Source organism: Sphingomonas sp. LR59 (assembly GCF_036855945.1).
Taxonomy (GTDB): domain Bacteria; phylum Pseudomonadota; class Alphaproteobacteria; order Sphingomonadales; family Sphingomonadaceae; genus Sphingomonas.
The window spans coordinates 3,381,818-3,407,370 of the sequence record NZ_JASPFL010000001.1 but is presented as its reverse complement, the minus strand read 5'-3'; the positions used below and the strand labels follow the sequence as shown (position 1 = coordinate 3,407,370).

Annotated in this window: 18 protein-coding genes and 11 pseudogenes; 6 read left to right on the top strand and 23 right to left on the bottom strand. The window is 66.8% G+C overall.

All coding sequences use genetic code 11. The annotated features are described in order from the left end of the window. The 16 genes and pseudogenes from QP164_RS15945 to QP164_RS15870 form a co-directional block, all read right to left on the bottom strand. Window positions 1-372: a peptidoglycan endopeptidase gene (locus QP164_RS15945; RefSeq protein ID WP_333923759.1), complete on the bottom strand. Its 372-nt coding sequence runs from the start codon at window positions 370-372 to the stop codon at window positions 1-3. Beyond that, window positions 369-1,166 carry a DUF2163 domain-containing protein gene (locus QP164_RS15940; RefSeq protein ID WP_333923758.1) on the bottom strand — a complete coding sequence of 266 codons (798 nt, stop codon included), beginning with the start codon at window positions 1,164-1,166 and terminating at the stop codon, window positions 369-371. Before QP164_RS15940 ends, QP164_RS15945 begins: the two co-directional genes overlap by 4 nt. 147 nt (window positions 1,167-1,313) lie before the next feature. After that, window positions 1,314-3,584 (bottom strand): annotated as a pseudogene (locus QP164_RS15935) (DUF2460 domain-containing protein). 168 nt (window positions 3,585-3,752) lie between these two features. Further along, a pseudogene (locus QP164_RS15930) lies at window positions 3,753-4,309 on the bottom strand (tail tape measure protein). A 179-nt stretch (window positions 4,310-4,488) separates the two neighbouring features. Next, window positions 4,489-4,776, bottom strand: a pseudogene (locus QP164_RS15925) (gene transfer agent family protein); the annotation flags it as partial. Window positions 4,777-4,970: 194 nt separating this feature from the next. After that, window positions 4,971-5,376, bottom strand: a pseudogene (locus QP164_RS15920) (phage major tail protein, TP901-1 family). Between the two features lie 11 nt (window positions 5,377-5,387). Next, window positions 5,388-5,771: a DUF3168 domain-containing protein gene (locus QP164_RS15915; RefSeq protein WP_333923757.1), complete on the bottom strand. Its 384-nt coding sequence runs from the start codon at window positions 5,769-5,771 to the stop codon at window positions 5,388-5,390. Next, a complete protein-coding gene (locus QP164_RS15910; protein ID WP_333923756.1) occupies window positions 5,768-6,328 on the bottom strand; it encodes a head-tail connector protein in 561 nt (186 codons plus the stop codon). Before QP164_RS15910 ends, QP164_RS15915 begins: the two co-directional genes overlap by 4 nt. A gap of 122 nt (window positions 6,329-6,450) precedes the next feature. Then, window positions 6,451-7,452, bottom strand: a complete 1,002-nt coding sequence (locus QP164_RS15905; protein WP_333923755.1) for a phage major capsid protein — start codon at window positions 7,450-7,452, stop codon at window positions 6,451-6,453. Between the two features lie 106 nt (window positions 7,453-7,558). Beyond that, window positions 7,559-7,956, bottom strand: a pseudogene (locus tag QP164_RS15900) (HK97 family phage prohead protease). Beyond that, window positions 7,953-8,257 (bottom strand): annotated as a pseudogene (locus tag QP164_RS15895) (DUF6127 family protein). The pseudogenes QP164_RS15900 and QP164_RS15895 overlap by 4 nt, the downstream one beginning before the upstream one ends. After that, window positions 8,257-9,376, bottom strand: a pseudogene (locus QP164_RS15890) (phage portal protein). Before QP164_RS15890 ends, QP164_RS15895 begins: the two co-directional pseudogenes overlap by 1 nt. Before the next feature lie 149 nt (window positions 9,377-9,525). Continuing rightward, a pseudogene (locus tag QP164_RS15885) lies at window positions 9,526-10,830 on the bottom strand (DNA-packaging protein). A gap of 47 nt (window positions 10,831-10,877) precedes the next feature. Beyond that, window positions 10,878-11,681, bottom strand: a complete 804-nt coding sequence (locus QP164_RS15880) for a hypothetical protein (protein ID WP_333923754.1) — start codon at window positions 11,679-11,681, stop codon at window positions 10,878-10,880. Window positions 11,682-11,874: 193 nt separating this feature from the next. Then, window positions 11,875-12,186: a type II toxin-antitoxin system RelE/ParE family toxin gene (locus tag QP164_RS15875; protein ID WP_333923753.1), complete on the bottom strand. Its 312-nt coding sequence runs from the start codon at window positions 12,184-12,186 to the stop codon at window positions 11,875-11,877. After that, window positions 12,183-12,446, bottom strand: coding sequence for a CopG family ribbon-helix-helix protein (locus QP164_RS15870; RefSeq protein WP_333923752.1), 264 nt, complete (start codon window positions 12,444-12,446; stop codon window positions 12,183-12,185). Before QP164_RS15870 ends, QP164_RS15875 begins: the two co-directional genes overlap by 4 nt. A 255-nt stretch (window positions 12,447-12,701) precedes the next feature. On the opposite strand from QP164_RS15870, the gene QP164_RS15865 reads away from it, so the two are divergent. Beyond that, the gene (locus QP164_RS15865) at window positions 12,702-13,619 is read left to right on the top strand and encodes a hypothetical protein (protein ID WP_333923751.1); all 918 of its coding nucleotides are present in this window, start codon (window positions 12,702-12,704) and stop codon (window positions 13,617-13,619) included. A 100-nt stretch (window positions 13,620-13,719) separates the two neighbouring features. Here QP164_RS15865 and QP164_RS15860 read toward each other — a convergent pair whose 3' ends face one another. Next, window positions 13,720-14,589, bottom strand: a complete 870-nt coding sequence (locus QP164_RS15860; RefSeq protein ID WP_333923750.1) for a 3-hydroxybutyryl-CoA dehydrogenase — start codon at window positions 14,587-14,589, stop codon at window positions 13,720-13,722. A gap of 124 nt (window positions 14,590-14,713) precedes the next feature. Here QP164_RS15860 and QP164_RS15855 point away from each other — a divergent pair, with 124 nt between their 5' ends. Continuing rightward, complete coding sequence (locus QP164_RS15855; RefSeq protein ID WP_333923749.1) at window positions 14,714-15,814, top strand: DUF1176 domain-containing protein; 1,101 nt, start codon at window positions 14,714-14,716, stop codon at window positions 15,812-15,814. Between the two features lie 174 nt (window positions 15,815-15,988). Here QP164_RS15855 and QP164_RS15850 read toward each other — a convergent pair whose 3' ends face one another. The 5 genes and pseudogenes from QP164_RS15850 to QP164_RS15830 form a co-directional block, all read right to left on the bottom strand. Further along, a complete protein-coding gene (locus QP164_RS15850) occupies window positions 15,989-16,309 on the bottom strand; it encodes a hypothetical protein (protein ID WP_132897434.1) in 321 nt (106 codons plus the stop codon). Window positions 16,310-16,405: 96 nt separating this feature from the next. Next, window positions 16,406-17,383, bottom strand: a complete 978-nt coding sequence (egtD, locus tag QP164_RS15845) for an L-histidine N(alpha)-methyltransferase (RefSeq protein ID WP_333923748.1) — start codon at window positions 17,381-17,383, stop codon at window positions 16,406-16,408. Beyond that, complete coding sequence (egtB, locus tag QP164_RS15840; protein WP_333923747.1) at window positions 17,383-18,654, bottom strand: ergothioneine biosynthesis protein EgtB; 1,272 nt, start codon at window positions 18,652-18,654, stop codon at window positions 17,383-17,385. Before egtB ends, egtD begins: the two co-directional genes overlap by 1 nt. Before the next feature lie 178 nt (window positions 18,655-18,832). Continuing rightward, a pseudogene (locus tag QP164_RS15835) lies at window positions 18,833-19,308 on the bottom strand (cob(I)yrinic acid a,c-diamide adenosyltransferase); the annotation flags it as partial. 274 nt (window positions 19,309-19,582) lie between these two features. After that, window positions 19,583-19,813, bottom strand: coding sequence for a twin transmembrane helix small protein (locus tag QP164_RS15830; protein ID WP_132735390.1), 231 nt, complete (start codon window positions 19,811-19,813; stop codon window positions 19,583-19,585). 130 nt (window positions 19,814-19,943) lie between these two features. On the opposite strand from QP164_RS15830, the gene QP164_RS15825 reads away from it, so the two are divergent. Continuing rightward, window positions 19,944-20,294, top strand: coding sequence for a DUF3147 family protein (locus QP164_RS15825; protein ID WP_277984626.1), 351 nt, complete (start codon window positions 19,944-19,946; stop codon window positions 20,292-20,294). Between the two features lie 255 nt (window positions 20,295-20,549). On the opposite strand, the gene gluQRS is transcribed toward QP164_RS15825, so the two are convergent. Next, entirely contained in the window at window positions 20,550-21,404 is an 855-nt protein-coding gene (gene gluQRS, locus QP164_RS15820; RefSeq protein ID WP_333923746.1) for a tRNA glutamyl-Q(34) synthetase GluQRS, read from the bottom strand. 92 nt (window positions 21,405-21,496) lie between these two features. Here gluQRS and QP164_RS15815 point away from each other — a divergent pair. The 3 genes and pseudogenes from QP164_RS15815 to ppc all read left to right on the top strand — a co-directional run bounded on the left by QP164_RS15815 (window position 21,497) and on the right by ppc (window position 25,445). Continuing rightward, window positions 21,497-22,061 (top strand): annotated as a pseudogene (locus QP164_RS15815) (HNH endonuclease). Window positions 22,062-22,235: 174 nt separating this feature from the next. Beyond that, the gene (locus tag QP164_RS15810; RefSeq protein WP_333923745.1) at window positions 22,236-22,460 is read left to right on the top strand and encodes a hypothetical protein; all 225 of its coding nucleotides are present in this window, start codon (window positions 22,236-22,238) and stop codon (window positions 22,458-22,460) included. Window positions 22,461-22,770: 310 nt separating this feature from the next. Next, window positions 22,771-25,445: pseudogene (gene ppc, locus QP164_RS19900) on the top strand (phosphoenolpyruvate carboxylase). Window positions 25,446-25,553: the final 108 nt, after the last annotated feature.

Sequence of the window (25,553 nt, the reverse complement as noted above, 5' to 3'; positions counted from 1 at the left end):
TCACACCCCCATCCGCCAAACACCGAGCACCGGCCAAGGCGGCATCCCCGACCGCTCCACCACGCGCCGCAGTCCCGCATCCGCATGCACGAACCCGCCCGCCGTCCTGATCCCCAGATGAATCTGCCCCGGCCCCGCCGCCATCAGCAGCACGTCGCCCGGCTCAGCCTCGGCAACCCGCACCAGCACCCGATCGAGCACGCCAAGATCGCCCCCGCGCAAAGAATACCCGGTCGGAACCTCGCCAGCATACCCGCCGGCCCGCAGCGCCAAAGCCACCAGCCCAACACAATCGAGCCCGTCCAGCCCCCGCCCATGCAACCGAAACCGCGTCCCCACCGCCGCAACGGCAGCCGCCGCGATGGCGCTCAAGCCCCGGGATACCGGGTGAGCAGATCGATCCCCGGCAGGAACGGCTCCCCGCGAAAATTCACCGCATTCCCGAACCGCCCGGCACAGGTAGCCAGACTCTTGTCACACCCCTCCACCACCTCGACGAGCGCACCGACTTCGACCACGAAAGCCGGCACCGCCCGCAACGTAACCGCCACCCCGACGCCCCGCGCCACAGCACTCTCCAACCCACAATTCGCGCCCCCGAACCAGCGCAACAGACCACCCCCAAGCCCCTCCGCACTCGAGTCCAGCGTCACCACCGCCCCCTCGCACGCCACGACCCGAGCAAACCGCCGCCGCCCCGCCATCGCCACCCGACACCGCCGGTCCCCGAGCTCCGCGCGACACTCCGGCGACGTCTCCTCGACCACCGCCCGATCCAGCGCCGCACTCGCCCCCCGCAGCTCGGCGGTGAACCCGTCATCCCCCAGCTCGACCGCCCCGATGATCCCCTCGCCCAGCTCCACCCGCGAGACCGGATCGGTCCAGTCGACCGCGAACAGCACCACCCGAGCCCCATCCCAGCGCCCCGCCAGCAAATCGCGTTCCCCGATAGCGGCCGAGGTCAAAGCCCCCGCCACATCCATCGTATCCGCCTCCAGCCCATCCGCGCGCTGGATCGCCGACGGCGTCATCCCCGGCGCCGCCCGGTGCACCAGCCCGCCCACCACCAGATCCCGATCATGCGCGGTCAGCCCCACCGCCACCCCATCCCGCCGCTCGATCCGCCAACACAGCGCGATCGTCGCCAGCTCGGCATCCAGAAACATGGGCGTCTCCTCCGAATTGAATTCCTCCCCTGCAAGGGGAGGTGGCATCGCGCAGCGCTGACGGAGGGGTGACCCGCTCTCGATAGGGGCGACACCCCTCCGTCGCTGCGCGACACCTCCCCTCACAGGGGAGGATCAGACAGCTCTCTAAGCCTCGCGCACCTCGACCAGCGGCACACTCGCCGCCACCCCAGCCAGAAACGTAGCCCGCGCCACGCTCAACCGATCCTCGGCAAACCGCACCGGCACATCGAACGCAAACCCCGCCGTCACCGCCGCCCCAAGAGCAGGCGCCACATCCAGCACCACCCACCCCCAGCCTCCACGGAAAACGCCGAAGTCCCAACGCCCCCCACAGCCACCGAAACGCTTCCAGCAACCGGCCGAGTAATCCGCCGCTCCGCCGCCCCGTAAGATTTCATCAAGGCAAACCGCCGAGCCACGCCGTCCCCAACCCCAACGACCTCGCCCACCGCCTCAAAATCGAAAGGATCCCGCAACCGAAACCCCCGAGCCGCGCCCATCCGCGCCCGGAAGAACGCGAGCAGCACCCCGATATCCGCCTCGCTCCGAAGCCCCGGCCCGACATCATACGACGTCCGAGCCTCCGCCCACGCCGCATTGCGCGCCTCCCGCCCGCCCGAACTCGTCAGGATCGCGGTGGAAAACCCCGGCGCCACTTCCGCCTCGCGCCCCAGCGCCAACGGGAACAGCACGTCATCGAACGCGTCCACGGCATCCTCCTGTTCGGTGTCGAAATGCACGAACCCATCCCGCATCACCTGCGGCAGCGCCCAGAGAAACGTCTCTGCCACCCCCGCCCCCGAGCCACGTCCGCGGCCGCCTCGATCAGCCCCCACTCCGCCGCTTGGTCAGGCCGCAACACGAACCCCGACAGATAATGCTGCCGGTCCGCAGGATAGCCGAGCCGCGCCGAAACGACCGCCAGCCCTTGCGCGGACGACGCGGAATCCCCGCCGTCACCCAGTCGTAATCCTCGAGCTGCAGCACATCGAACGCCGGACTCGCCCACCCCACCGGCATGTTCGCGCGCTTGGCCTCGGGCGCCGCCGCATCCAGCACGGTCGGCAGATAGGTCAACAGATGCGACACGCACCCCGGCGCCTGAGCCTTCGCCGCCGCCACCAGCGCCGCGGTAGACGCCGCCAGACACGCCCCCGCGGCCTCCAGCGTCACCACCTGCGCCGCCGTCTTCGCCCCCCGAATGCTCGCCATCGCCACCGGCGCAAACGCCGCCACTGCACTCGCGTCATAAAGACACGGCCGCCCATCGGGCATCACCCACCACCACGGCTCGCCCACCTGGAACTTCGCCGCCAACCCCGCCGCCACGGCGATCCCCATGAACGCCCGCGCCACCGCCTGCAGATACCCCATCGCGCCACCATGCGCCGGCGACAACAGCGTGGACGGCGGCGCCCACCCGGTCAGCGCCGGCGACCCATCGGCGGCGCGCTGCTTCCAGTCGTTCCAGCAATGCGCATCGAACAGCTCGTAACTCAGCGACCAGATGACATCGAAGCCAAGCGCCTTCGCCCGCGCCGCAAAATCCCGATGCCACGCCGCACACGCCGCGTTCAGCACGCCCCCGGCCAGCGACACGTAAAACCCGCCTCCTGCCCGCTCGAGCCGGAAATAATGGCTCATCCCCACATACTGCACGATGCTCCCGCGGTACCCGAGATGCAGCGCATTCCGCAGCAGCCGCGCCGGCGTCAGGTTATAGCTGTCGTCATACCCGCCAGCGATCCGCACCCCGTGTTCGGGCACCACGACATCGCCGATCGCCAGCACCGACCCCGGCCCCTCGCAGACGAGATCGGTCCACTCGACCCACCCCTCGCGCGGCACGATCAAAGCCACGTCGACCTCGGTATAGTCCGGCGGCACCACCGACACGAACATCCGGTCGATATCCCCCGCCCAAACGGGATCCGCATCCTCGGGCAGCTCAAACCCGCCCACCATCGCCCCGAAATCAAGCGAGACGACCGCATCCTCCGGCGTCCCCACCGCATAATTCCACAACTGCACATACCAGGCCCGAGCCACCCCAGCCGCATCCCGCCCCTCGATCGTCAACGTCGGGCCATTGATAGCGTCCAGCGCCATCACGCCCGCAGACTGCCACCGAAACCGCAGCCGACAGTCCCGAAAATCCCGCGACGTCTCGTACTTCAGCAGAGGATGATCGAAGCGATCGACCGCCTCCCAGATCACCCCGGCCAGATCGTCCGCCTTATAAAACACCGCATCCACCCGCAGCGACGCGGGGCCGGTGGTCACGACGGACGCCATCATCGGCCGCGGAAAATCCACCGTCCAGAACCGAGGATCGAACCGGGACAATAGCCCCTCGACCTGCACAGTCCGCCCCGAGCAAAGCCAATGCGCCATAAGATCCTCCAACTTTCCCTCGCCCCTCCGGGGAGAGGGAGGGGCCCGCGCGCCCTTGCGCGTGGGAGGGAGAGGGGCGTGAGGCTAGAACCCAAATCCCAACCACCCCTCACCCTCCCGTCGCCTGCGGCTCCTCCTTCCCTCTCCCCGGCGGGGAGAGGGACAAGTTCACTCCACCGCCAAAGCCGCCTTGACCGCCCGAGCCACCTGCCGGCTCGACTGCGCCAGCACCCCCGGCGCACTCCCCGCGGCAGCATTCACCGTGATCGCCACCCTCACCTCGCGCACGCCCCCCGGTGCGCCAGCCTCGACCCGCCCGCTGGAAGTAGGCACGAACACCTCCGCCCCCCGCTCCCCCACGACATAAGCCCGCCCCGGAGACACCGGCCCGCCGGTCGCCCGCCCAGGCAACCCACCAACCAGCCCAGCGAGCGCCCCACTCAAACCCCCACCACTCAACACCGACTGCACGCCAGCCTTCAAAGCCGCCGAAGCAATCGCATCCAGCGCCGACAGCGCGACCCCCTTCAGCTCCTCGAACCCCAATTTCCCCGACCGAACCGCGCGCAACAGCCCCGCCTCGACCCGCAGCGCCGCCCGCTCCGCCCCGCTCCCGAGCACACCCTCAAGCTCCCCCGCATAGCCTCGACATCACGCGAGAACCCGTTCGTATCCGCCCGCACGCTCACCAGCCCAGAGGCTATCGCCGTCTCGAAATCATCCATCAGGAAAAGCCCCCTCAACCGCGCGATCGTCGAAGCATCCGGCGGCGCCGCAACGTCGCCCACCAAAGCCCCCACAACTCCCGCCAACTCCCCCGGCGTAGCCCGCCAGAACACCTCCGGCGCCCACCCCAACACCGCGCCCGCAAAGCCAGCCAACCGCCCAGCGCTGTCCGCGAACGTCACTTCCCCGCCAGAATCTGCCGCAACAGCACCCGCAGAACCGGCGTCACCGCCGCCAGCCCAGCCTCGACCACAGCCTCCCCCAACCGCTCCCGAGTAACCCCCTCGGGACACTCGCGAAGACAATGCCAGAACAGCCCCACCATCTCGCCAATCCCGAGTTCCCCGCCGGCCGCGCGCTCTACCAGCGCAAACAAAGGCCCAAGCTCATTTTCGGCTGCGACCAAAGCCGCAAAGCTAGGCCGCAGCACAAGCGTCTCCCCAGCGACCCGAAGAGAAGCCTCCCCCGAACCGCATTGGCCAAATCACCCATAAGAATTCTCCTGAAAGTCCCTCGCCCCTCCGGGGAGAGGGAGGGGCCCGCGCGCCCTTGCGCGGGGAGGGAGAGGGGAGTGAGGCTAAGGACATAAATCCCAACCACCCCTCACCCTCCCATCGCCAAGCGGCTCCTCCTTCCCTCTCCCCAAAGGGACGAGGGAGATCACCCCACCACAACAGCCCCGGAACTCTCCAGGCTAAGCGTATAAGACCGCTCCCCATTGAAATCCCCGGCGTAATCCAGCCGAGACACCAGGAACTTCCCCGTCATCGTATCGCCCCCTCGAACGCCAGCCGATAATCATCGAGCACCCCCGACAGCGCGCTAGCCTTCACCCGCAACTCGGCGACAGACCCCGTAAAAACCCCAGCTCCCGAGACAGAAACACTCCGAACCCCGGCCCCAGACAGCAACTGCCGCCACCCCCGGAATCCTTGGTGGTGACAACGATAGCCTCCCCATTCACCGACATCTGCGTCGTCCGCAGCCCCGCCACGGTCGCGTACACGACGGTCGCCGCCCCGTTCCCCACCTTCAGCAGGAACGCACTCCCCTTCTCCACCGCCATGTCGATCTCCCTCAGTTCTCGCGGTACATCCGCACCAGAAACTCCGACGTCCCCCGCCACCGATCCCCGACCCGCAGCACGCGAGACCGCACCAGCGCCAACCGAACCACCCGCCACCCCTCCCCAAGCACTGGATCAAGAAGCTCCAACCCGTCCTCCGCCGCCGCCAGCAGAGCGCGCACCCGAACCGGCCGCTCTCCCCCATCGAACAGAATCAAAAGAACGCGCCCCTCCCGCCCAACCCAGGTCTTCGTGCTCCAATCCGACAGCACCGGCTCGTCGACCACCGCATAAGGCAGCCCACCCCGCACCGGCGGCGCATCGAAAACGCTAACGTCCAGCACCGCGTTCAGCCGAGCGACGACAGCCGCCTGCAAAACCACCCGCCCACTCACGCCAAAGCTCCGGGGTACACCTCAAGGCCAAGCCGCATCCGCCGATAAGGCCGCCACAAAGCCGCCACCGCCGCCGGCGGCGCCACATCGCTCTCGCGGTGATCGAACAGGTGCGCGACCAGCATCGCCACCCCCTGCGCGATCGGGGCGGGCACCGCCTCGAAACTCAGCGCGAGCCCAGCCGAATACGCGACCGCAACCCGTCCGGCAGACCCCGCGGCCAGGACACGCACCCACCCCACCCCATCCGCATCGATATCGACCGCATACGCCCCGACCGCCAACACGAACGGCGCGCCGTCAGCGGGCAACCCGGTAAACCCGGCAATCGCACTTACTGGCGCCACCACCAGTCGCCGCCACCCCGCCGCACTGGTCACCACATCCTCGAACGGCCGCCCGATTACCGCCGCCCCCAGGAAAGCCTCCGCCAGCAGCAAAGCCGTCTGCGCCAACCGCGCCAGCACAACGTCCTCCCCGCTCTCCACCCGCAACAAAGCCCTAGCCGCGACGACCACCTCAGCGATCACCCCGGCAGAAATCGCCGACCCCGTCATAAGATGTCTCCAAAACTTCCCTCGCCCCTCCGGGGAGAGGGAGGGGCCCGCATGCCCTTGCACGTGGGAGGGAGAGGGGTTTGGGACGAGCACCCCTCGTCCCAAACCCCTCCCGCCGAAACTCAAGCCACCGAGAACTTCATCAGCTTGATCGCCTCGGAATTCGTCACGCACCCACCGACCCGCTTGGTCGCGTAGAAGTTCACGAACGGCTTGTTCGAATACGGATCGCGCAGGATCCCGGTCTCGGTCCGCTCCGCGATGATATACCCCGCGCGGAAATTCCCGAACGCGATCGCCAGCGTATTCACCGCGATATCCGGCATGTCCTCGGCCTCGACCACCGGATAGCCGAGCAACGTCGCCGGCACCCCCGCCGCCAGCGACGGTGCCCAGACGAACGCCCCATCGCTCGTCTTGAACTTCCGGATCCGCGCCAACGTGGCGGCATTCATGACGAAGCTCGCCCCCTGCCGATACGGCCCGCGCAGAGACTGAACCAGATCGATCAACCGCTCCTGCGGACTCGCCGAAAAGTCCCCAGCCGTACCGCTAGCCAGATACTGCAAAGTCCCGAAAGCTCGCACGCCATCGGCAGTCGCCGCGGTAGCAGACGTCAGAAACCCCTTCGGCCGCGAAACCCCCGACCCGGACACGAACGCCGCCCCCTCGGCCTTCGCGAACTCCATCGCGATCTCGCCCGCGAGCCACTCCTCGACATCGAAAGCCGCATCGTCGAGCATCGCCTGGCTAGCCGAGGGATTCGCATACAGCTCCCCCGTAGGCGGAGCGATCTCGACGAACACCGGCGAAGCCGTCTCGGGTCTCGCGGTATTCTCCGCCGCCCACCCGGACGGCGTACCGCCGGTCGTCACCAGCTTCCGGTACCCGGCGGACCCCACCTTGACGACATTGGCGATCGACCGGATCGGCGACACCGCCTTCAGCAACGTATCGATCTGCGCATCGATCTCGCGCGGCACCGCAAACCCGCCAGAGTCCCCCGTCACCCCGGTAAACGCCTTCATCTCCAGCGTCGCGCCAGTCCGAACGAACCCCGCAAACGCCGCACTCACCCCAAGAGGCGCCGCCCCCTCCAAAACCGGCCGGTCAACAACACTCATGCCCATCTCCTCACCCGAAACGAAAAAGGCGCCCCGCAGGACGCCTCATGAAACTTCTCCCGTCATCCTGACGAAAGTCAGGACCCAGGGTACCGAACACCGTCGCTCACGGCTCTGGATCCTGACTTTCGTCAGGATGACGGAGTACCTCAACCCGCGCCAAAACCTGCATTGGCACCGCCACCAGACTAACCTCGACCAGATCGACCGACAGCAACTCCCGCCGAACCCCCTGCCGAACGGAGGTCGCCCGATACCCAACCGACAACCCAGCCACCGCCCCACCCCGCACCAACCGAGCCAGCTCCGGATCCGCAACCACCCCCTCGACCCGCAACCCCCGCGCATCCTCAAAAACGGACGTCAGCGTTCCAACCGCCACCCCCCGATGCTGCCACAACAACGGCACCACCCCAGCCCCAGCGAAAGCCCCCGCCGCACCACATCCCCAGCCCGATCGACAACATCGAACACCGCCGCATACCCCGCGAACGCGACACTCACTTCAACCACGCGGCAAACCCCAGCTTAACCGCCAGCCCCGCCAACATCAGCGCCATCGCCAACCGCGCGATCCACCCCACAACCGCCTTCCAAACCGACCGCTTCGCATCCCGCCAAGCCGCCAGCAGTTCCCGCAATTCCGCCACGTCCTCCCGAGCCCGCTCGTCGCTCAAAGCCACCCGCGCCAAAGCCCGAGCCGCCCCCAACTCCCCAGCCTCCTCGACGATCGCCCGCAGCGTAACGAGGTCCACCCCCGCTCCGCCCCCTGCCGCATCAACTGCGCCAACACCGCCCCATCCATCAGACAGTCTCCTCGATATCGAGCAGCGCCCGCTTCTCCGCATCGCTAAGAAACGAAGCCTCACTCACCATCCCCCAGAGCCGCTCGCGATCCTCGACCAGCGCCGGCACCCGATCGAGATCGACCGTCAACGCCGCCCCCTCGAACCACCCGCTCAACCCCTGCGCGATCCCCGTCAGCACCGAAGACGCCAACGGCAGCACCCCCAGCCGCCAAAGCGCCCGGTTAGCCTCGCGGTAATTCGCGTAGGAATTGTCCCCCGGCAGCCCGAGCAGCATCGGCGGCACCCCGAACGCCAGCGCGATCTCCCGCGCCGCCGCCGCCTTCGTGCCCACGAAATCCATGTCGGCGGGCGACAGACTCAACGCCTGCCACCTGAGGCCCCCCTCCAGCAGCATCGGCCGCCCGGCATTCCCCGCCCCCGAGAACGACGCCTCCAGCTCGCCCCGCAACCGCACGAACTGCTCGGTCGACAACACCGCGCCATCTTTCGGATCATACATCAGCGCCCCCGAAGGCCGCGCCGCATTGTCGAGCAAAGCCTTGTTCCACCGCGCCGCCGCATTGTGGATCGCCACCGCGCCCGACGCCGCCCCCAGGCACCCTAGCCCATAATGGTCATCGACCGGATTGAAGCTCTTCAGGTGGATCACCTCGGGCCGAACCGGATCCGCATGCAGCCGCGTAACCCGCTCCCCGACCCGATACCGGTAAGCCGCCGGCCACCCGCTAGCATCCGCCTCGACCGCCACCCGCTCGGGCCGCAAAGCAAACAACTCCGCCGCCCCCCATCGACGTCGCGCAACACCTGCACATACGCATTCCCGTGGAGCAGCATCTGCGCCGCCACCGTCTCGACCAGCGCCTGCCCCCCGACCGCGCCGTCACGAGCGCCACCAAAGCCGGATCCGACCCAAGCAAAGGCGCCGACCCGACGCACTCCGCCACCAGCTTCACCGCCCGCTGGACGATCGTATTCCCCAGATACCCCGCCCGCACCTGCGCCTCATACGAGTACGGCACATCGCCAAACGCCCCCTGAAACCCCGGCGCGCTCAGCGCACGCGACAACACCGGCCGCGACTCATCGCGCCCGGATTTCCACCCGAACAATTTCATGGACGATCTCCCATACGCTTGATCCTCCCCTGCAAGGGGAGGTGGCTGGCGCTTGCCAGACGGAGGGGTGACACCCCCTCGATAGCGCGACACCCCTCCGCCAGCCCAAGGGCTGCCACCTCCCCTGCCAGGGGAGGATCAGGACAAACCTAAAGCACCCGCACAGAAACCCGCGCCCGCGGCCCCAGCATCACCTCGGTCATAGCCCAGACAAGAGCATCGGCCCGATCCGGCGACCGTCCCGGCCCCTCATACCCGCCCCCCGCGATCAGCCCGCAAAGCTCATCCTCCAGGTCCGGAAACGCCCCCACATGCCAAGCCCGCCCAGCCTCATACAAAGCCGCCACCGGCTCCGCCCGCGCCACCTTCCCAAGCGACGCATGCACCAGCTTCACCGGCATCGCCTGGTCCGCGCCGGCCAGCACGCTGCCCACCATCTTCCCCCTGGTTGGCCTCCGCGATCACCCGGTCCGCGCCATGCCGCGCCGCACACTCGGCCACCGCCCGAGCCCAGCCCTCCGGACTGGCCCCGCAAACGCTCGCATCCTCCAGCACATACCCGAACCCATCGCTCCCAAGCGCCACCGCAACGATCCCGCAAGCATCCCCCGGCCCCCGGACACACTCCCGGCCGGCGGATCCACCCCCACCACGACCCGCGTCACCGCCGGCGCAAACGCCACCCGCCGAGACTCCACCAGTTCCCGCGTCCACAAAGCCCCCGCGACATCCTCGATCAGCTCGCCATGAAGCTCCTGCCGTCCCAACCGCGTCCCCGCATAGGTCGCGGTCACCGCCTCGACGAAACTCACCGGCAGATGCACGTTATCGCGCGTCCGCCCCTGCGACCGCACCACCCCCGGCAACGCCAGAATCCGCCGCAGTAGTGCCACCGGGCGAGGCGTCGTCGTCACCACGATCCGCGGCAGGTCGCCCAGCCGCAGCCCCATCATCAGATTGTCCCACGTCGCATCCCCGTTGCGCCACTTGGCCACCTCGTCGCACCACGCCGCCAGATGCTCCGGCCCGCGCAACGCCTCGGGCGCCTCCGCCGAATAGGCGAACGCCAACGCCCCATTCGCAAACCGCAGCTCGCCCGAGCCAGCCCGCCACACCAGATCCTCGTCATCGCGCGCGACGGCGAGCAACCCGCTCTCCCCCTCGATCATCACCCGCCGAACGTCCTCGATGGTCGCCCCGACCAGCGCGATGCGGGCGCCAGGGTTGTCCCGCGCCACCTGGCTGACCCACTCCGCCCCCGCGCGCGTCTTGCCAAACCCGCGCCCCGCCAGGATCACCCAGATCCGCCCGTCATCCGCCGCCGCACCAGCCCGCGTGCGCGCGCCGAGATGCTGCCCCGGATGTGCCCATACCTCCCACCGATCATGCAGCTCCCGCCGCTGCGCCGTGGTCAGCATCCCCAGCACCCAGTCCGCCCGCGTCCGCGGCAACATCGCCAGCTCCGCCACCGGATCGCGCGCCGGCGCCGCCTCGTCCCCGCTCATTCCGGCAGCGCTTCGGACGCGACGCCCTGCTCAGCGCCACCCTGCTCGATGGCGCCCTGCTCGATAGCGCCATGCTCACCGACCCCATGTTCGACCAACTTGTCCCCGACCCGCTTGGCCTCCGACACCGCGATCCGCCGCGCCAGCGCATCGAGCTGCTTGATCAGCGCCGCATCGGTCTCCTCCGCCGAAGCCCGAGCCTTGCGCCCCCGCCCGCCCGCCGTACCCGCAACCCGGTCCGTGTTCCGCGCCAGCAACCGCAGCGCCAGATCGACGCTGGTAATCACCGGCTTGATCCCCGACGTACCGCCCAGCGATCCCACGATCACCCTATCGCCAACGCCCACATGCGCTGCACCCCCGGCCCGGCGCCCGGCACCGGGAACCACCGCATCCCCGCCCCCGTCAGCCGCCCGAGCCGCCGCGTCCGCCCGCCGCCGCTCCGCTCCGAAGCCCTCGGTCTTCGTCCCGCCGCACGTCGCCGCCCGCACCTCTTCGATCCCCGCCTCGATCGCAGGCGCAGGATCGATCCCCTCCAGCGCCAGCGCCATCAGCGCCTGTTCGAGCCGCCCATAGCCCTCCGCCAGCGCCTCCTGCCACTGCGCCGCAAACACCGGATCGCGCCGCCGCAGATAATAGGCGCCGCAATCGGTCATCCCCATCGCCGCTGCCGAAGCCCGCACGTTGCACGTCGCGCTCAGCATCGCGAAGAACCCCTCGCGCCGCGCCTTGGTCCACCCATCCTTGCGCACCGCGGCGCACTGCACGATCCGATTATCCGCCGCCACCAACCGCACCATCCCCGCTCTCCCGACAACAAGGTCCGCCAGAACGCGAAAAGGCCGGCGACACTCGAGGCTCCCACCCCGACCGTCCCGGCCTCTCTCCGCCCGAGCCACCAGCCCGACCCGCAATTCTTCAGCGTTCCCGTTATGTACCAAACGAGCGTAACGATGTCAAGCCGTTTAACCGATCTGGTTAAATCTCTGCTCTCTAGTCTTCAGGCCATGCCTCGACCGGCCAATCCCGCGCAGTATGGATCACATGGAGGATTGATATGTCCTCCCGATCGCCATGCACCGTGATCGCATAGGCAATCACGTACGCCAGCCCCGTCACCGATTTCTCGAAAGTACCGCCAACCCGCCCCGGACGCCCGGTCGGGATCGCTCCGAGCGCCGCGCCCGCATCACCGATCCGCGCTGCAACCCGGCGTGCGGCATCAGGGTTATCCGCTGCAATATAGGCGAGTTGCGCCACCAGATCGTCCAGTGCATCGCGAGACCAGACGACGGTCCGGGTCAACCACCCGCCTTGTCGCCAACCTTGTCGATCGCCGCATGCAGCGCGCGCATGGCATCGTCATGCCCGATCACCCGACCAGCTTCGACGTCATCGAGCCCACGTCGAATACCGGCCACGACGGCAAGCTCACGATCGACATACCCCGACACCGCCAGCGCCGCGAGATCCGACGGACTCTGCTGCGTATCCTGCGCCAACCGCCCGAGCCGCGCCTTGAGCGCCGACGTCACCCGGATCGTCATCGTCGTGCTGCCGCTCATCACTGAACCTTTACGCTGATTGCGTCGACTGTATCATATCACCGCTTGTACAAACGAACGATCCCGCCGCGCGACTTAGCGACCAAGATCGCAAAAATACAGCGCCTACATACCGGTAGATAACGCCCAAAAGAGGTCACTCACTCAGTTGCAGCCTCTTTTCGCGGATTTAGCCGAAAGCCGACCGACTGATGAAACTCTATCAGACGTAAAATGCTAATTGCCTCACTCGCTAAATTACGAAATGCTCGGCGCATGCTCACGCGAAAATTCGTAATCGTCATGGTCGGCTGGCTTCTCTTCTGCGCCAACCAAAGTCCCTCAACGCAAGCCAACTCCTCACCGGTTCCGAAGTCACGCGCTATACCTGTGGCAAGCTTCACACCGTTCTCGGGCTATTCATCCGATCCCTGCTATAAGACTAAAAATTCGGATGTTGCAGCCCTATGCGCTCAGTGGAAAGCTGCCGATGCAGCGAAGTCGTCAGCGGACGCCTCTTGGTGGACCGTGTATTTCGCAGGCTTTGGAATCGCGCTCGCGGCAATAACCATGGCAGCAGCTATCGCAGCTGCATATTTCGCTAAGAAAGCTGCCTACGAAAATAAACGAAGCGCCAATGCGGCTCATGATGCCAATCGACCTTGGCTCGACGTCGACGTCAAATTGCGCGGCGTGTGCGTCAACTACGACCGCAAGGGCTACTCTCTCCAATTAGAAGTAAGGCCCCTCAACGCTGGCGTCGCTCCCGCCATAGATGTTCGAGAACAGGTGCAATGCCTATTTTATGCACCGAAGGATGGTGATCTGCTTTCATTCAATCTCGCCGCTCGAGATCAAGCCCTCCAGAATTGTGCCGATGCGGTCGCCGCTAAACTTCATGAGGAGCGTGATGCAGGGCTGACGGTATTCCCAGGCCGAACCCAACCCCTCTACATCGAAACGTTCGTCCCGTGGGACTTCAGCGATGGATATCCGAGCGGCCTTGCATGGCTGATTGTCGGCCTGCGATACTCCTTCCCAGAAGGAAGTGGCGAAACCATAAAATTGTTCTCTGTTCGCTCGTTCGGCTTTCCAGATTACGCAGGTTTTGAATGCATGGGCAGCGAAGCGTTTGCCACAGTTAAAACCGATCCCATACTGGGGGACTGGCCCCGCCACGGCTATGTCAAATAACTCCCGCTTCACCATAGTTATGAGCGTAACTTGTATGGCGGCTAACGCACTTCAATGCAGCAGTCCGCAGCCGCTCCCTCCGAAACGGCTGCGCCACCCCTCACCGAGTAGGCACAGGCTCCGCGCCCGAATAATCATAAAACCCGCGGCCAGTCTTCCGCCCGAACCACCCAGCCTCGACATACTTAACCAGCACCGGCGCCGGCCGGAACTTCGGATCGCCCGTCCCCTCGAACAGCACGCGCGTGATCTCCAGGCACGTATCCAGCCCGATGAAGTCCGCCAGCGTCAGCGGTCCCATCGGATGGTTCAGCCCCAACTGGCACGCCAGATCGATGTCGCGCACGCTCGCCACGCCCTCGCCCAGCGCGAAGCACGCCTCGTTGATCATCGGCATTAGCACGCGGTTGACGATGAAGCCCGGCGCGTCGTTGGCATGCACCACCTGCTTGCCGAGTTTCTCCGCAAACGCCTCCACCGCCGCCACCGTCGCGTCCGAGGTCGCGAGGCCGCGGATCAGCTCGATCGGCCGCATCACCGGCACCGGGTTGAAGAAATGCACGCCCATGAACCGCGCCGCATCGGGCGCCGCCTGAGCGAGGCGCGTGATCGGGATCGACGACGTGTTCGACGCCAGGATCGCGTCCGGCCCCAGCACCTTGCCGACCTCGGCGAAGATCTGACGCTTCACCGCCTCACGCTCGGTCGCCGCCTCGACCACGATCGCACAGTCGCCCATGTCCGCGACACTCGCGACCGGCTCGATCAGCGCGAGCGCCGCATCACGCGCCTCGCCCGCGATCTTCTCCTTCTCGACCAGCCGGCCGAGCGCCTTCGCGATCCCCGCCTTGCCCTTGGTCGCCGCCTCCAGCGACACGTCGGCCAGCAGCACGCGGTACCCCGCCTGCGCCGAAACCTGCGCGATCCCCGCGCCCATCTGCCCTGCACCAATCACACCGATCGTCTGCACATCACTCTCCTGATTTGTTGCCCCCTCCCTAGCCGCTTTTCCCCGCGCTGCCAGCGCGCTAGGCTGCAAGTATGCTGTGCAAACCGATCTTTTCCGCCCTCACGCCCCTCCTGGCCCCCTCGTCATGCTGCCGCTGATGACGGCCTGTTCGCCGAGCCAGCCCACGCCGCAGCCCAAGGCCGACTCCGCGCCCGAGGCCAAGACCAAGCCCGCTCCCGCAGCCCCGACGGCACCACAGCCGACCGACACGCACGCGCCGCCCAAGCCCGGCGCCACGAAGACCTTCACCGACTGGACCGTAGGCTGCGACAACGCCCTGCGTTGCACGCTCGGCTCGCTCCTCCCCGACGCGAGCATCGGCCAGGACAATCTCACGCTCAACCTCACCCGAGAGCCCGGCCCGGTCGCGAACGGCGGCGGCAAGGTCTCGCTGGCGATCGAGACCCGCAACGATCAGGCCGCCACCAAGCGCCCGCCCGCCAGCTTCACGGTCGACGGCAAGCCCATAGCCCTGCGCGACGCCGCCGCCCTCGCCGCCGCGATCGCCAACGCCCAGTCGCTGAAAATCCTCGACGCGAACGGCGCCACGCTCGCCACGCTCTCGCTGAAAGGCGCCGCCGCCGCGCTCCGCTACATCGACGCGCAACAGGGCCGGGCGGGCACCGTCGACGCGGTCGTCGCCAGAGGCCCCGCCGCCTCGCGCGCGCCGACGCCCGCCCTCCCCGTCATCGCCGCGATCGCGCCCTCGGGCGCCGCCGCCAAGCTCACCGCCGCGCAGATCGCGACGATGCGCAAACGCGGGTCGTGCGATATCGGCAACTTCCCCGATGGCGCCGACCCGACCCAGTTCGCCCCCGAAGTTCACGCGCTAGGCGGCGGCAAGTCACTCGCGATCCTCCCCTGCTCAACCGGCGCGTACAATCTGATCGGCGCGCTCTTCATCATCGACGGCGCCACGATCACGCCGGCCCAGACCGACGCCCCCTCCGGCTTCGAGGAAACCGGCGCCAACTCCGCCACGCCGGTCAAGAGCGTCGTCAACGGCAGTTTCGAGAACGGCATCCTAACCAGCTACGCCAAGGGCCGCGGCCTGGGCGACTGCGGCGTGCACCAGAGCTTCGTCTGGGACGGCACCCGCCTGCGCCTGTCCGAGCAATCCGAAATGGGCGAATGCCGCGGCAACATCGACTACATCACGACCTGGCGCGCGACGGTGGCGCGCTAACCCTCTCCCTTCCGGGTCGGGTCGGGATGGGGCATTGCCAAACAAGGCACCACTCGTTCGAACGACAAGCTCGGCAACGGCACTGCCCAGCTAGAGACCCCACCGCACGCACAACCGCTTGCTTCTCGCACGACGGCAATGGTTCGAATGGGAAGTAAGCGGAATGGCCACCTTTCAAATCCCGGGAGTAATCTTCGGCCAATGGCATTTCGCGAGCGCCACAACGGCAATGAACGGAAACATAGCCTTGATGACCGTTCCAGCGCTCGCCTTCGTCAAAAGCATGACCACGGGGATTTGCAGCCCGAAACTGATATAGAGATCGCCCGGCAAGCTGAGACTGGTAGTAAAGCCCCCAAATCCGACCAGGGAACCGGCAATCCAAAACGGCTTTCCCTTAAGGCCGGATATCTTGCTGACGTGCCATCTCGCAACCAAACTCACGCCAATCGACACGGCAGCAAAGACGACGACAAAAATTTGAGATCCACTCATCGGCGGCGCACCCAAAGCGCTAATATGCACAACACCGCAAATGTCCGCAATTGAGCGATGCTGACGTTCCGCTGATCACCGCCGACTGCGCGCCGCTCAGGGCGCGGGCCGCTCCACCTGAGCCTCGGCCAGATACACCCCGAACAGCCCCTCAGGATCGGTCCAAGCCGCCACCGGCGTCCACCCACCCGACCGCAACAGGATCCGTGCATCCCGCTCGCCATATTTATGCGAGTTTTCCGTGTGGATAGAGTCACTTGCAGACATTTCGAATGTCCGCCCATCGACGGTAAACGTGACGTCGCGCACCGCCTCCAGATGCATCTCGATCCGCGCGCGATCGTCGTTCCACACCGCCTTGTGGCGGAACGCGTCGACCGGAATGTCGCCGTCCAGCTCACGGTTGATCCGCTCGAGCAGATTGAGGTTGAACGCCGCCGTCACGCCCTGCGCATCGTCATACGCCGGGACGAGCACGTCCTCCCCCTTGATCCGGTCCATCCCGATCAACAGCATCGCGCCGACGCCAAGCGACGTCCGCATCGCGCGCAACAGGTCGACCGCCATCAGCGGGATCATGTTGCCGATCGTCGACCCCGGAAAGAATCCGAGCTTCGGCGTGTCGGCGATCGTCTTGGGCAAGCTCAGCGGCCGCATGAAATCGGCCTCGAACGGCAGCACGAGAAGGTCCGGGAACTGCTCGCCCAGCACCTTCGACGATTCACGCAGGAAATCGCCCGAAATATCGATCGGCACGTAGACTGACGGCGCGACGGCATCGAGCAGGATCGGCGTCTTGGTCGAAGATCCCGACCCGAACTCAACGACCGCACGACCTTCGCCGGCCAGCGTCGCCACCTCCGGACACGCGGTCTCCAGGATCGCCCGCTCGGTCCGCGTTGGATAATATTCGGGCAGGTCGGTGATCTTCTCGAACAGCTCCGAGCCGCGCCGATCGTAGAACCACCGCGCCGGAATTGCCCGCGGCCGCCGAGCGAGCCCGTCCAGCACGTCCGCACGGAACTGCGGATCGGCCAACGTCTGCTGGCCGTCCTCGATCTCAGGCTTCAACATCAGATATCTTTCGCGAGGCGCACGCCGGTGAACTGCCACCGTTGATGCGGATAGAAGAAATTGCGGTAGCTCGCCCGCGCATGGCCGCGCGGCGTCGCACAGCTCCCGCCGCGCATGATGAACTGCGAACTCATGAACTTTCCATTGTATTCGCCGACCGCGCCCGCCGCCGTCACGAACCCGGGATAAGGCCGATACGCGCTGCCGGTCCATTCCCAGACGTCGCCGAAGAACGCCGGTCCGCCCGCGGAGGGCCGAGGCTCAACCGGTCCGGCGACATCCATCTGGTTGCCCCCGTTCGCGTCGTGCGAGGCCGCCGCCGCCTCCCATTCGAACTCGGTCGGCAACCGCGCGCCGGCCCAGCTCGCATAGGCATCCGCCTCGAAAAAGCTGACATGCGTCACCGGCGCCGCCGGATCGATCGCGCGCCGACCATCGAGCCCGAACCGCGTCCAGCCCGCCTCACCCTGCTCCCAATAGAGCGGCGCGACGATGCCCTCGGCCTTCACCCACGCCCAGCCATCCGCCAGCCAGTGCCGCGCCTCGGTATAGCCGCCATCGGCAATGAACGCCGCCCATTCGCCGTTCGTAACGGTCCGGTCCGCGATCGCATGCGGCACCAGCAAGGCGGCGTGACGCGGGCCCTCGCAATCGAACGCGAAGCCCTCGCCGTCATGCCCGACCTCGACGATCCCGCCCTCATGCGCGATCCAGCCGATCGGCCCTGGCATTGCGACCGGGACCTTCCGCGCCGCCGGCCACATCGCCGGCTTAAGCGGGTTCTCCGAAAACATGTGAAGGATGTCGGTTACCAACAATTCCTGGTGCTGCTCTTCATGATGGCACCCGAGCGCCACCAAGTCTCGCGCCTCCTCCGGCAAATCCGGCAGTGCCTCCAGCAACGCAGCATCGACATGCGCGCGATACGCCCGCACCTCGTCGATCGACGGCCGCGTCACCATCCCGCGACGATCGCGCGCGTGACGCCGCCCCTCGGCCTCGTAATAGCTATTGAACAAAAACGGGAAGCGCTCGTCGTGCAGCACATAGCCGGCGACATGATCGCGCAACACGAACGTCTCGAAGAACCACGTCGTATGCGCCATGTGCCACTTGGTCGGCGACGCATCGGGCATCGACTGCACCGTCGCATCCGCATCCGACAGCGGCGCCGCGAGCGCGAGCGTCAGGTCGCGGACGGCGGCAAACCGCTCGGCCAACGGGGACGTTTCCGGCAGGCCTTCGCGGTCGGGACGAACGGGATTGGGCATCTATCTCTCCTCAGTTCTACGTCGAGCGAAGCGACGTTGGAACGCGAGCGACGATACGCGCCTAGTCGCGCGTGGCCCCCGGTCGCCAAAGAACGTCTCCGGCGCCGTTTTGGTTCACCGCCCGCGATGCTACGAACAGGAAATCCGAAAGCCGGTTAACATACGCTAATGCGGCCGGATTGAGCGGCTGCGTCACGCTCGCACCGACGGCGGATCGCTCCGCGCGACGGCTGATCGCGCGTGCCAGGTGCAGTGCGGCGGCTTCCGCCGATCCCCCGGCAGGATGAAACTGCGCAACGGTGCGAGGTGCGCGTTCAGCGCGTCGATCTCGCGCTCGAGCCGCTTGACCTGCGACGGCACGATCCGCAACACCATCTCGGACGGTGCGAACGGATCACCGCCACCCTCGTCCGTGCCGGCTGGAGTTGCCAGATCCGCGCCGAGATCGAACAGGTCGTTCTGGATCCGGGTCAGCGCCGCCGCCATCGGCTGGTCGCCCAGCGCGATCATCGCCAAGCCGATCGCCGAGTTAGCCTCGTCGACATCGCCGATCGCCTGCATCAGCGCGCTCGATTTCGATACGCGCGATCCATCGACGAGCCCCGTCGTGCCGTCATCCCCCGTCCGCGTGTAGATCTTGTTCAGCTTGACCATGAATCTTCCAGATTGAAACGCGGTGAGGCCCCATCACCCAACGCTAACGTCGCCACCCGACGACGAAGTCGGGACCCAACGAAGAAATCCTGTATCCCCACAGCCCCCGAATCCAGCGCGCCACAGCACCCGAATCCGGCGCCCCACAGCACCCGTCACCCCAGCGAAAGCTGGGGTATCCCTCGTGGTTCGCGACGCCCACCCAACAACGAGATTCCAGCTTCCGCTGGAATGACGGCAGAGTGCGAGCGACGTAGCCCCAATTGCAGTTCCCTTAGTTCCGCCCCGCCGCGAACAAGATCACCACCACGATCAGGATCGCCAGCGCCTGGAAGAAGATCCGCTGCTGCATCATCCGATTCGATTTCAGCGACGCGGCACTCGGTCCACTGCCGTCGCGGACCTGCGCCGTGCCCTCTTGCAGGAACGACACGACGCCCCGCACCAGAGCCACGACGGTCGCGATCATTGCCGCGATCAGGAGGATGACGAGGAATGTGTTCATGACCCGAGTGTAAGCGCGCACCGGCGGGGTAGCAATGGCGTACCCGATGCCGGGAAATGACCCATGTTGCCCGCAAGCCTCATGGTGCCAACACCGTTGCGGAATGCCGCGCGGACGGCGCACATGGCGCATGCTCTATCTCGCGCTCAAAGCCCTGATTTCCGGTATCCTGATCGCCGCCGCATCGGAACTGGCCAAGCGCTATCCCGGTTTCGGTGCGCTCGTCGCATCGCTGCCGCTTGTCTCGGTGCTCGGCATGATCTGGCTCTGGCACGACAAACCCGATCCCCGAACCATGGCGGCGCACGCGGGCGCGACCTTCTGGTACGTGCTGCCATCGCTGCCAATGTTCCTGCTGATCCCCGCGCTGTTGCGACATGGTGTCCCGTTCTGGGTGTCGCTGGTGGCGGGCTGCGTGCTGACGATCGCGCTGTACGCGGCGATGACCTGGGCAGCGCCGAGACTGGGGATCGAGCTGTAAAGCACCACCCCGGCGGAGGCCGGGGCCCAATTGGGAAAGCAGAGGTAACGGAGCGATGCGTTACGCCAGCACCGTCCCCCAATTGGGCCCCGGCCTCCGCCGGGGTGGTACAACATTGGAGCCGCCGCGCTGCCACCATGTTTCCCCGCGAAGGCGGAGACCCAGACTGGGCTCCCGCCTTCGCGGGAGAACAAGGAAGTGCAGGTGCGCGGCGTTGCGGCCGCACCGTGTTCGGGGGTATCGGCACCACTCAGTTCAGGCGCTCACTTGGCTTTCGCTTAGCAGGCCGCGATCACCCCCACTCCGCACCCGAGCCGCCAACACCGCCCCATCCTCCCCCGCCGCCCGCATTTCCGCCAACGACAACGCCCCATCCCGCTTGGCCAACCGCCGCCCCGCCGCATCCACCACCAGCGGATGATGATGATAGCGCGGCACCGACAACCCCAGCAGCGCCTGCAACACCCGGTGCACGTGCGTCGCCGCAAACAAATCCACCCCGCGCACCACGTCCGTTACCCCCTGCGCGGCATCGTCGAGCGTCACCGCCAGGTGATAGCTCGCCGGCGCATCCTTCCGCGCCAGCACGACGTCGCCCTGCACCATCGGAGCCGCAACCACCGCCCCGACCGTCGCGTCATGCCACGACACTGCGCCGACCTCCGCCACCGCCTTCGCCATATCCAACCGCCAGCAACACGCCCCCGTCCGCGCCGCAACCTCCGCCGCCGAAAGCCCCCGACAAATCCCCGGATAGACCGGACCGACCTCCCCCTGCGGCGCAGAGGCACTCGCCGCGATTTCCGCCCGCGTACAGAAACACGGATACACGAGCGCGCGCGCCTTCAACCCTTCCATCGCCGCGTCGTACGTCGCCAGCCGCTCCGACTGAAACACGAGCTCGTCCCATCGCAACCCAAGCCACGCCAGATCCTCGAGAATCCCATCGACGAACTCCGGCCGACTCCGCGTCCCATCGATATCCTCGATCCGCAGCACGAACCGCCCGCCCCGCTCGCGCGCAAAGTCGTGCGCGCGGATCGCCGACGCCGCGTGGCCCAGATGCAGCCGCCCGGTCGGGCTCGGCGCGAACCGCGTCACGACACTCACCGCGCTTGACCGACCGCTACGCGCCGTGCTGTCATGCTGCCGTCATCGCTATCGTCCATAGGGCGCTCTGCGAAGCCTGAGTGGGAGGAGCCGTGTTTCACCCCGATCTGATGCGTCATCCGGATGGTTGTCCGGCGCTCGTGCTCAATGCCGATTATACGCCGCTTTCCTACTATCCGCTCAGCGTCTGGCCGTGGCAAACCGCGGTCAAGGCTGTCTTCCTCGATCGTGTCGACATCGTCGCCACCTATGAACGCGAAGTGCGCAGCGCCAATTTCGCGCTGAAGCTGCCCTCGGTGATCGCGCTCAAGCAGTTCGTCCGACCGTCGCAATTTCCCGCCTTCACCCGCTTCAACCTGTTCCTGCGCGACAAGTTCACCTGCCAGTATTGCGGCAAGCTGCGCGATCTCACCTTCGACCATGTCGTGCCGCGTGCGCAAGGCGGTCGTACCACGTGGGAGAACGTCGTCACCGCCTGCTCGCCCTGCAACCTCAAGAAGGGCGGCCGCACCCCCAAACAGGCAGCGATGCCGCTGCACATCGAGGCGATCCGGCCGACCAACTGGCACTTGCAGGAACATGGCCGCAGCTTCCCCCAACTACCTGCACGACACATGGCACGACTGGCTCTATTGGGACGTTGAACTGGAAGCGTAACGGCTTTCAAGACGACGGGAGATACTATGCAGGTGAAACTGGTGGCGGCGCTTGCCGCGACGGGACTTTTGTGTCCGCGTGCGGCAACAAGGACGAGCAGCGCGCGCAGGCCGATGCCAACGCGGTAGGCTTCGTGCCCCCTCGGTAACGTCGCGCCTAGATTTCGGCGCCAGCATGGAACGCCGTTTCCGCACGCTAGACCGCAACGCCGACGACCGCATAACCAAGGACGAACTCCCCGCACCGAACGCGCGCATCAAGGCGTTCGACCGCAACAAGGACGGCGTCATCACCGCGATCGAGTGGAGCGAAGGCACGCTAGCCTGGTTCGACAGGATGGACCTCAACCGAGACGGCACCGTCACCTCGGAAGAACGCGCGGAGTCGCGGAAGCGCTGAACGCCGGGCGGCATCCCTTGCGCCATCCTCAAATCCGGTCCCGCCCCGCCCGACACACATCCGTCACTCCAGCCCCAAATCCGTCACCCCAGCGAAAGCTGGGGTATCCCTCGTGATGCGCGGAACCCGCCACACGAGGAGATCCCAGCTTTTGCTGGGATGACGGAATAGGGAATGGCAGCATAAGACTCGCGCTCGGGATATCCAGGGACAATAATATTACACCACGCCCTCGCCCCGCATTCGATTTCACCTCTATCATACCCCATTCCCGGTTGACCTGAACCCTGCCGCAGCGCAGCAAGGCGCCATGGCTAGCCTCCCCGCAATCGCGAACAACTCCGACATCCGCTTCCTCGGCAAACTGCTCGGCGACGTCATCCGCGCCTATGGCGGCGAGCGGCTGTTCGCGGCCACCGAGACGATCCGCAAGGCCTCCGTCGAGCGCCACCGCGATGCCTCCGAAGGCAAGCCCGGCGACGATCGCGCGGTCGATCTCAGCCTCGAAAAGCTCAGCCTCGACGAGACGCTCGATTTCGTCCGCGGCTTCATGCTGTTCTCGATGCTCGCCAACCTCGCCGAAGACCGCCAGGGCATCGCCGCGGAAGACGGCGCCGATCTCGCCTCCGCGATCGCCCAGCTCGAATCCGAAGGCATCGACCGAACTCAAATCCGGAGCCTGCTCGATCACGCGCTGATCGCCCCCGTGCTCACCGCGCACCCGACCGAAGTGCGGCGCAAAAGCATGATCGACCACCGCAACCGCATCGCCGAGCTGATGGCGTTGCGCGATCTCGGCCGCGACACCACGCCCGACGGCGACAGCGTCGACGACGCGATCCTCCGCCAGATCGCGCTGCTCTGGCAAACCCGCGTCCTGCGCCGCGACCGCCTCTACGTCACCGACGAGGTCGACACCGCGCTCAGCTATCTGCGCGACGTGTTCCTCCCCGCGCTTCCCGCGCTCTACCAGCGCTGGGACCGCGCGCTCGGCGAACGCACGCCCAGTTTCCTGCGCCCCGGCAGCTGGATCGGCGGTGACCGCGACGGTAACCCCTATGTCACCGCGGACTCGCTCAAGACCGCGCTGTCGAAGGCGAGCGAGGCTGTGCTCGGTTATTATTGCGACGCGGTGCACGCACTCGGCGCCGAGCTCTCGATCTCGACCGAACACGCCCCCGCCGACGCCGCGGTGCAGGCGCTCGCCGACGCCAGCGGCGACGATGCCGCCAGCCGCAGCGACGAGCCCTATCGCCGCGCGCTCTCCGGCATCTACGCCCGCCTGTCCGCGACGCACGACGCGCTCACCGGCAAGCACGCCCCCGCCCCGGCCGTCTCGCTGGCGAGCCCTATGCCAACCCCGCCGACTTCCGCGCCGACCTCGTCACGCTCGCGCACGGCCTCGGCATCGCGCTCAAGACCGGCGGCGCGCTCGGCCGGCTGATCCGCGGCGTCGAGACGTTCGGCTTCCACCTCGCCACCTTGGACCTTCGCCAGAACAGCGCCGTCCACGAACGCGTCGTCGCCGAACTGCTCAAGGTCGCCGGCGTCGAGGACGATTACCTCGCGCTCGACGAAGACGCCCGCGTCGCGCTGCTCCGCCGCGAACTCGCCAACGCCCGCCCCCTCACCTCGCGCTTCGCCGAATATTCCGACGAAACCGCCGGCGAACTCGCGATCGTCCAGGCAGCCGCCGACGCGCACGCCGCCTACGGCCCCGCGTGCATCACCAACTACATCGTCTCGATGGCGCAGTCGGTCAGCGACCTGCTCGAGGTGAACCTCCTGCTCAAGGAAGTCGGCCTCTACCGCCCCGGCGCAACCCCCACGGCAGCGATCATGGCCGTCCCGCTGTTCGAGACGATCGGCGATCTCGAAGCCGCCCCCGCCGTCATGACCGCGTGGTTCGCGCTCCCCGAGATCGCGACGATCTCCAAGGCGCGCGGCCATCAGGAAGTGATGATCGGCTATTCCGACAGCAACAAGGACGGCGGCTACCTCACCTCCACCTGGCAGCTGTCGAAAGCCTCGACCGCACTCAAACCCGTCTTCGCCGCGGCAGGCGTCGGCATGCAGCTGTTCCACGGCCGCGGCGGCGCGGTCGGGCGGGGCGGCGGCTCGGCGTTCCGCGCGATCCGCGCACAGCCCTCGGGCACCGTCCAGGGCCGCATCCGCATCACCGAGCAAGGCGAAGTCATCGCCGCCAAATACGGCACGCGCGACGCCGCGATGACCAATCTCGAGGCGATCGCGTCGGCCACGCTGCTCGCAAGCCTCGAACCCGAACGCCTCTCCAACGCCGACAACGCCAGCTTCTCCGCGGCGATGGACACGCTCAGCGACACCGCGTTCCACAGCTACCGCGACTTGGTTTATGGCACGGAGGGCTTCCGCACCTTCTTCCGCCAGATGACGCCGATCGCCGAGATCGCCGGGCTCAAGATCGGCAGCCGCCCCGCCAGCCGCACCAAGTCCGACCGGATCGAGGATCTCCGCGCGATCCCCTGGGTGTTCAGCTGGGCGCAGGCGCGCGTCATGCTCCCCGGCTGGTACGGGGTCGGCCGTGCGATCGCCGATTTCGAGGACAAGGCGCTGCTGAAGGACATGGCGCAAGGCTGGCCGCTCTTCGCCTCCGCGCTGGCGAACCTCGAGATGGTGCTCGCCAAGTCCGACATCGGCATCGCCGAGCGCTATGCCGGGCTCGTCGAGGACGACAAGCTCCGCGAGATCTTCACCACGATCCGCGACGGCTGGCACCAGACCCACGACGGCCTGCTCGCGGTAACAGGCCAGTCCCGCCTGCTAGAAAAGCACCCCGCCCTAGACGCCTCGATCCGCCTCCGCCTGCCCTATATCGAGCCGCTTAACCTCCTCCAGATCGAACTGATCAAACGCCGCCGCGCCGGCGAGGACGACCCGCGGATAGGCGAAGGCATCCTCCTATCCATCAACGCCATCGCCACCGCCCTGCGCAACAGCGGCTAATCCTCCCCGGAACGGGGAGGGGGACCAGCGAAGCTGGTGGAGGGGGCGTGCGACAAAAGTACCAGCCGTGAGACACGCCTTACCCGATAGCAGCGCCCGGTATCGCTC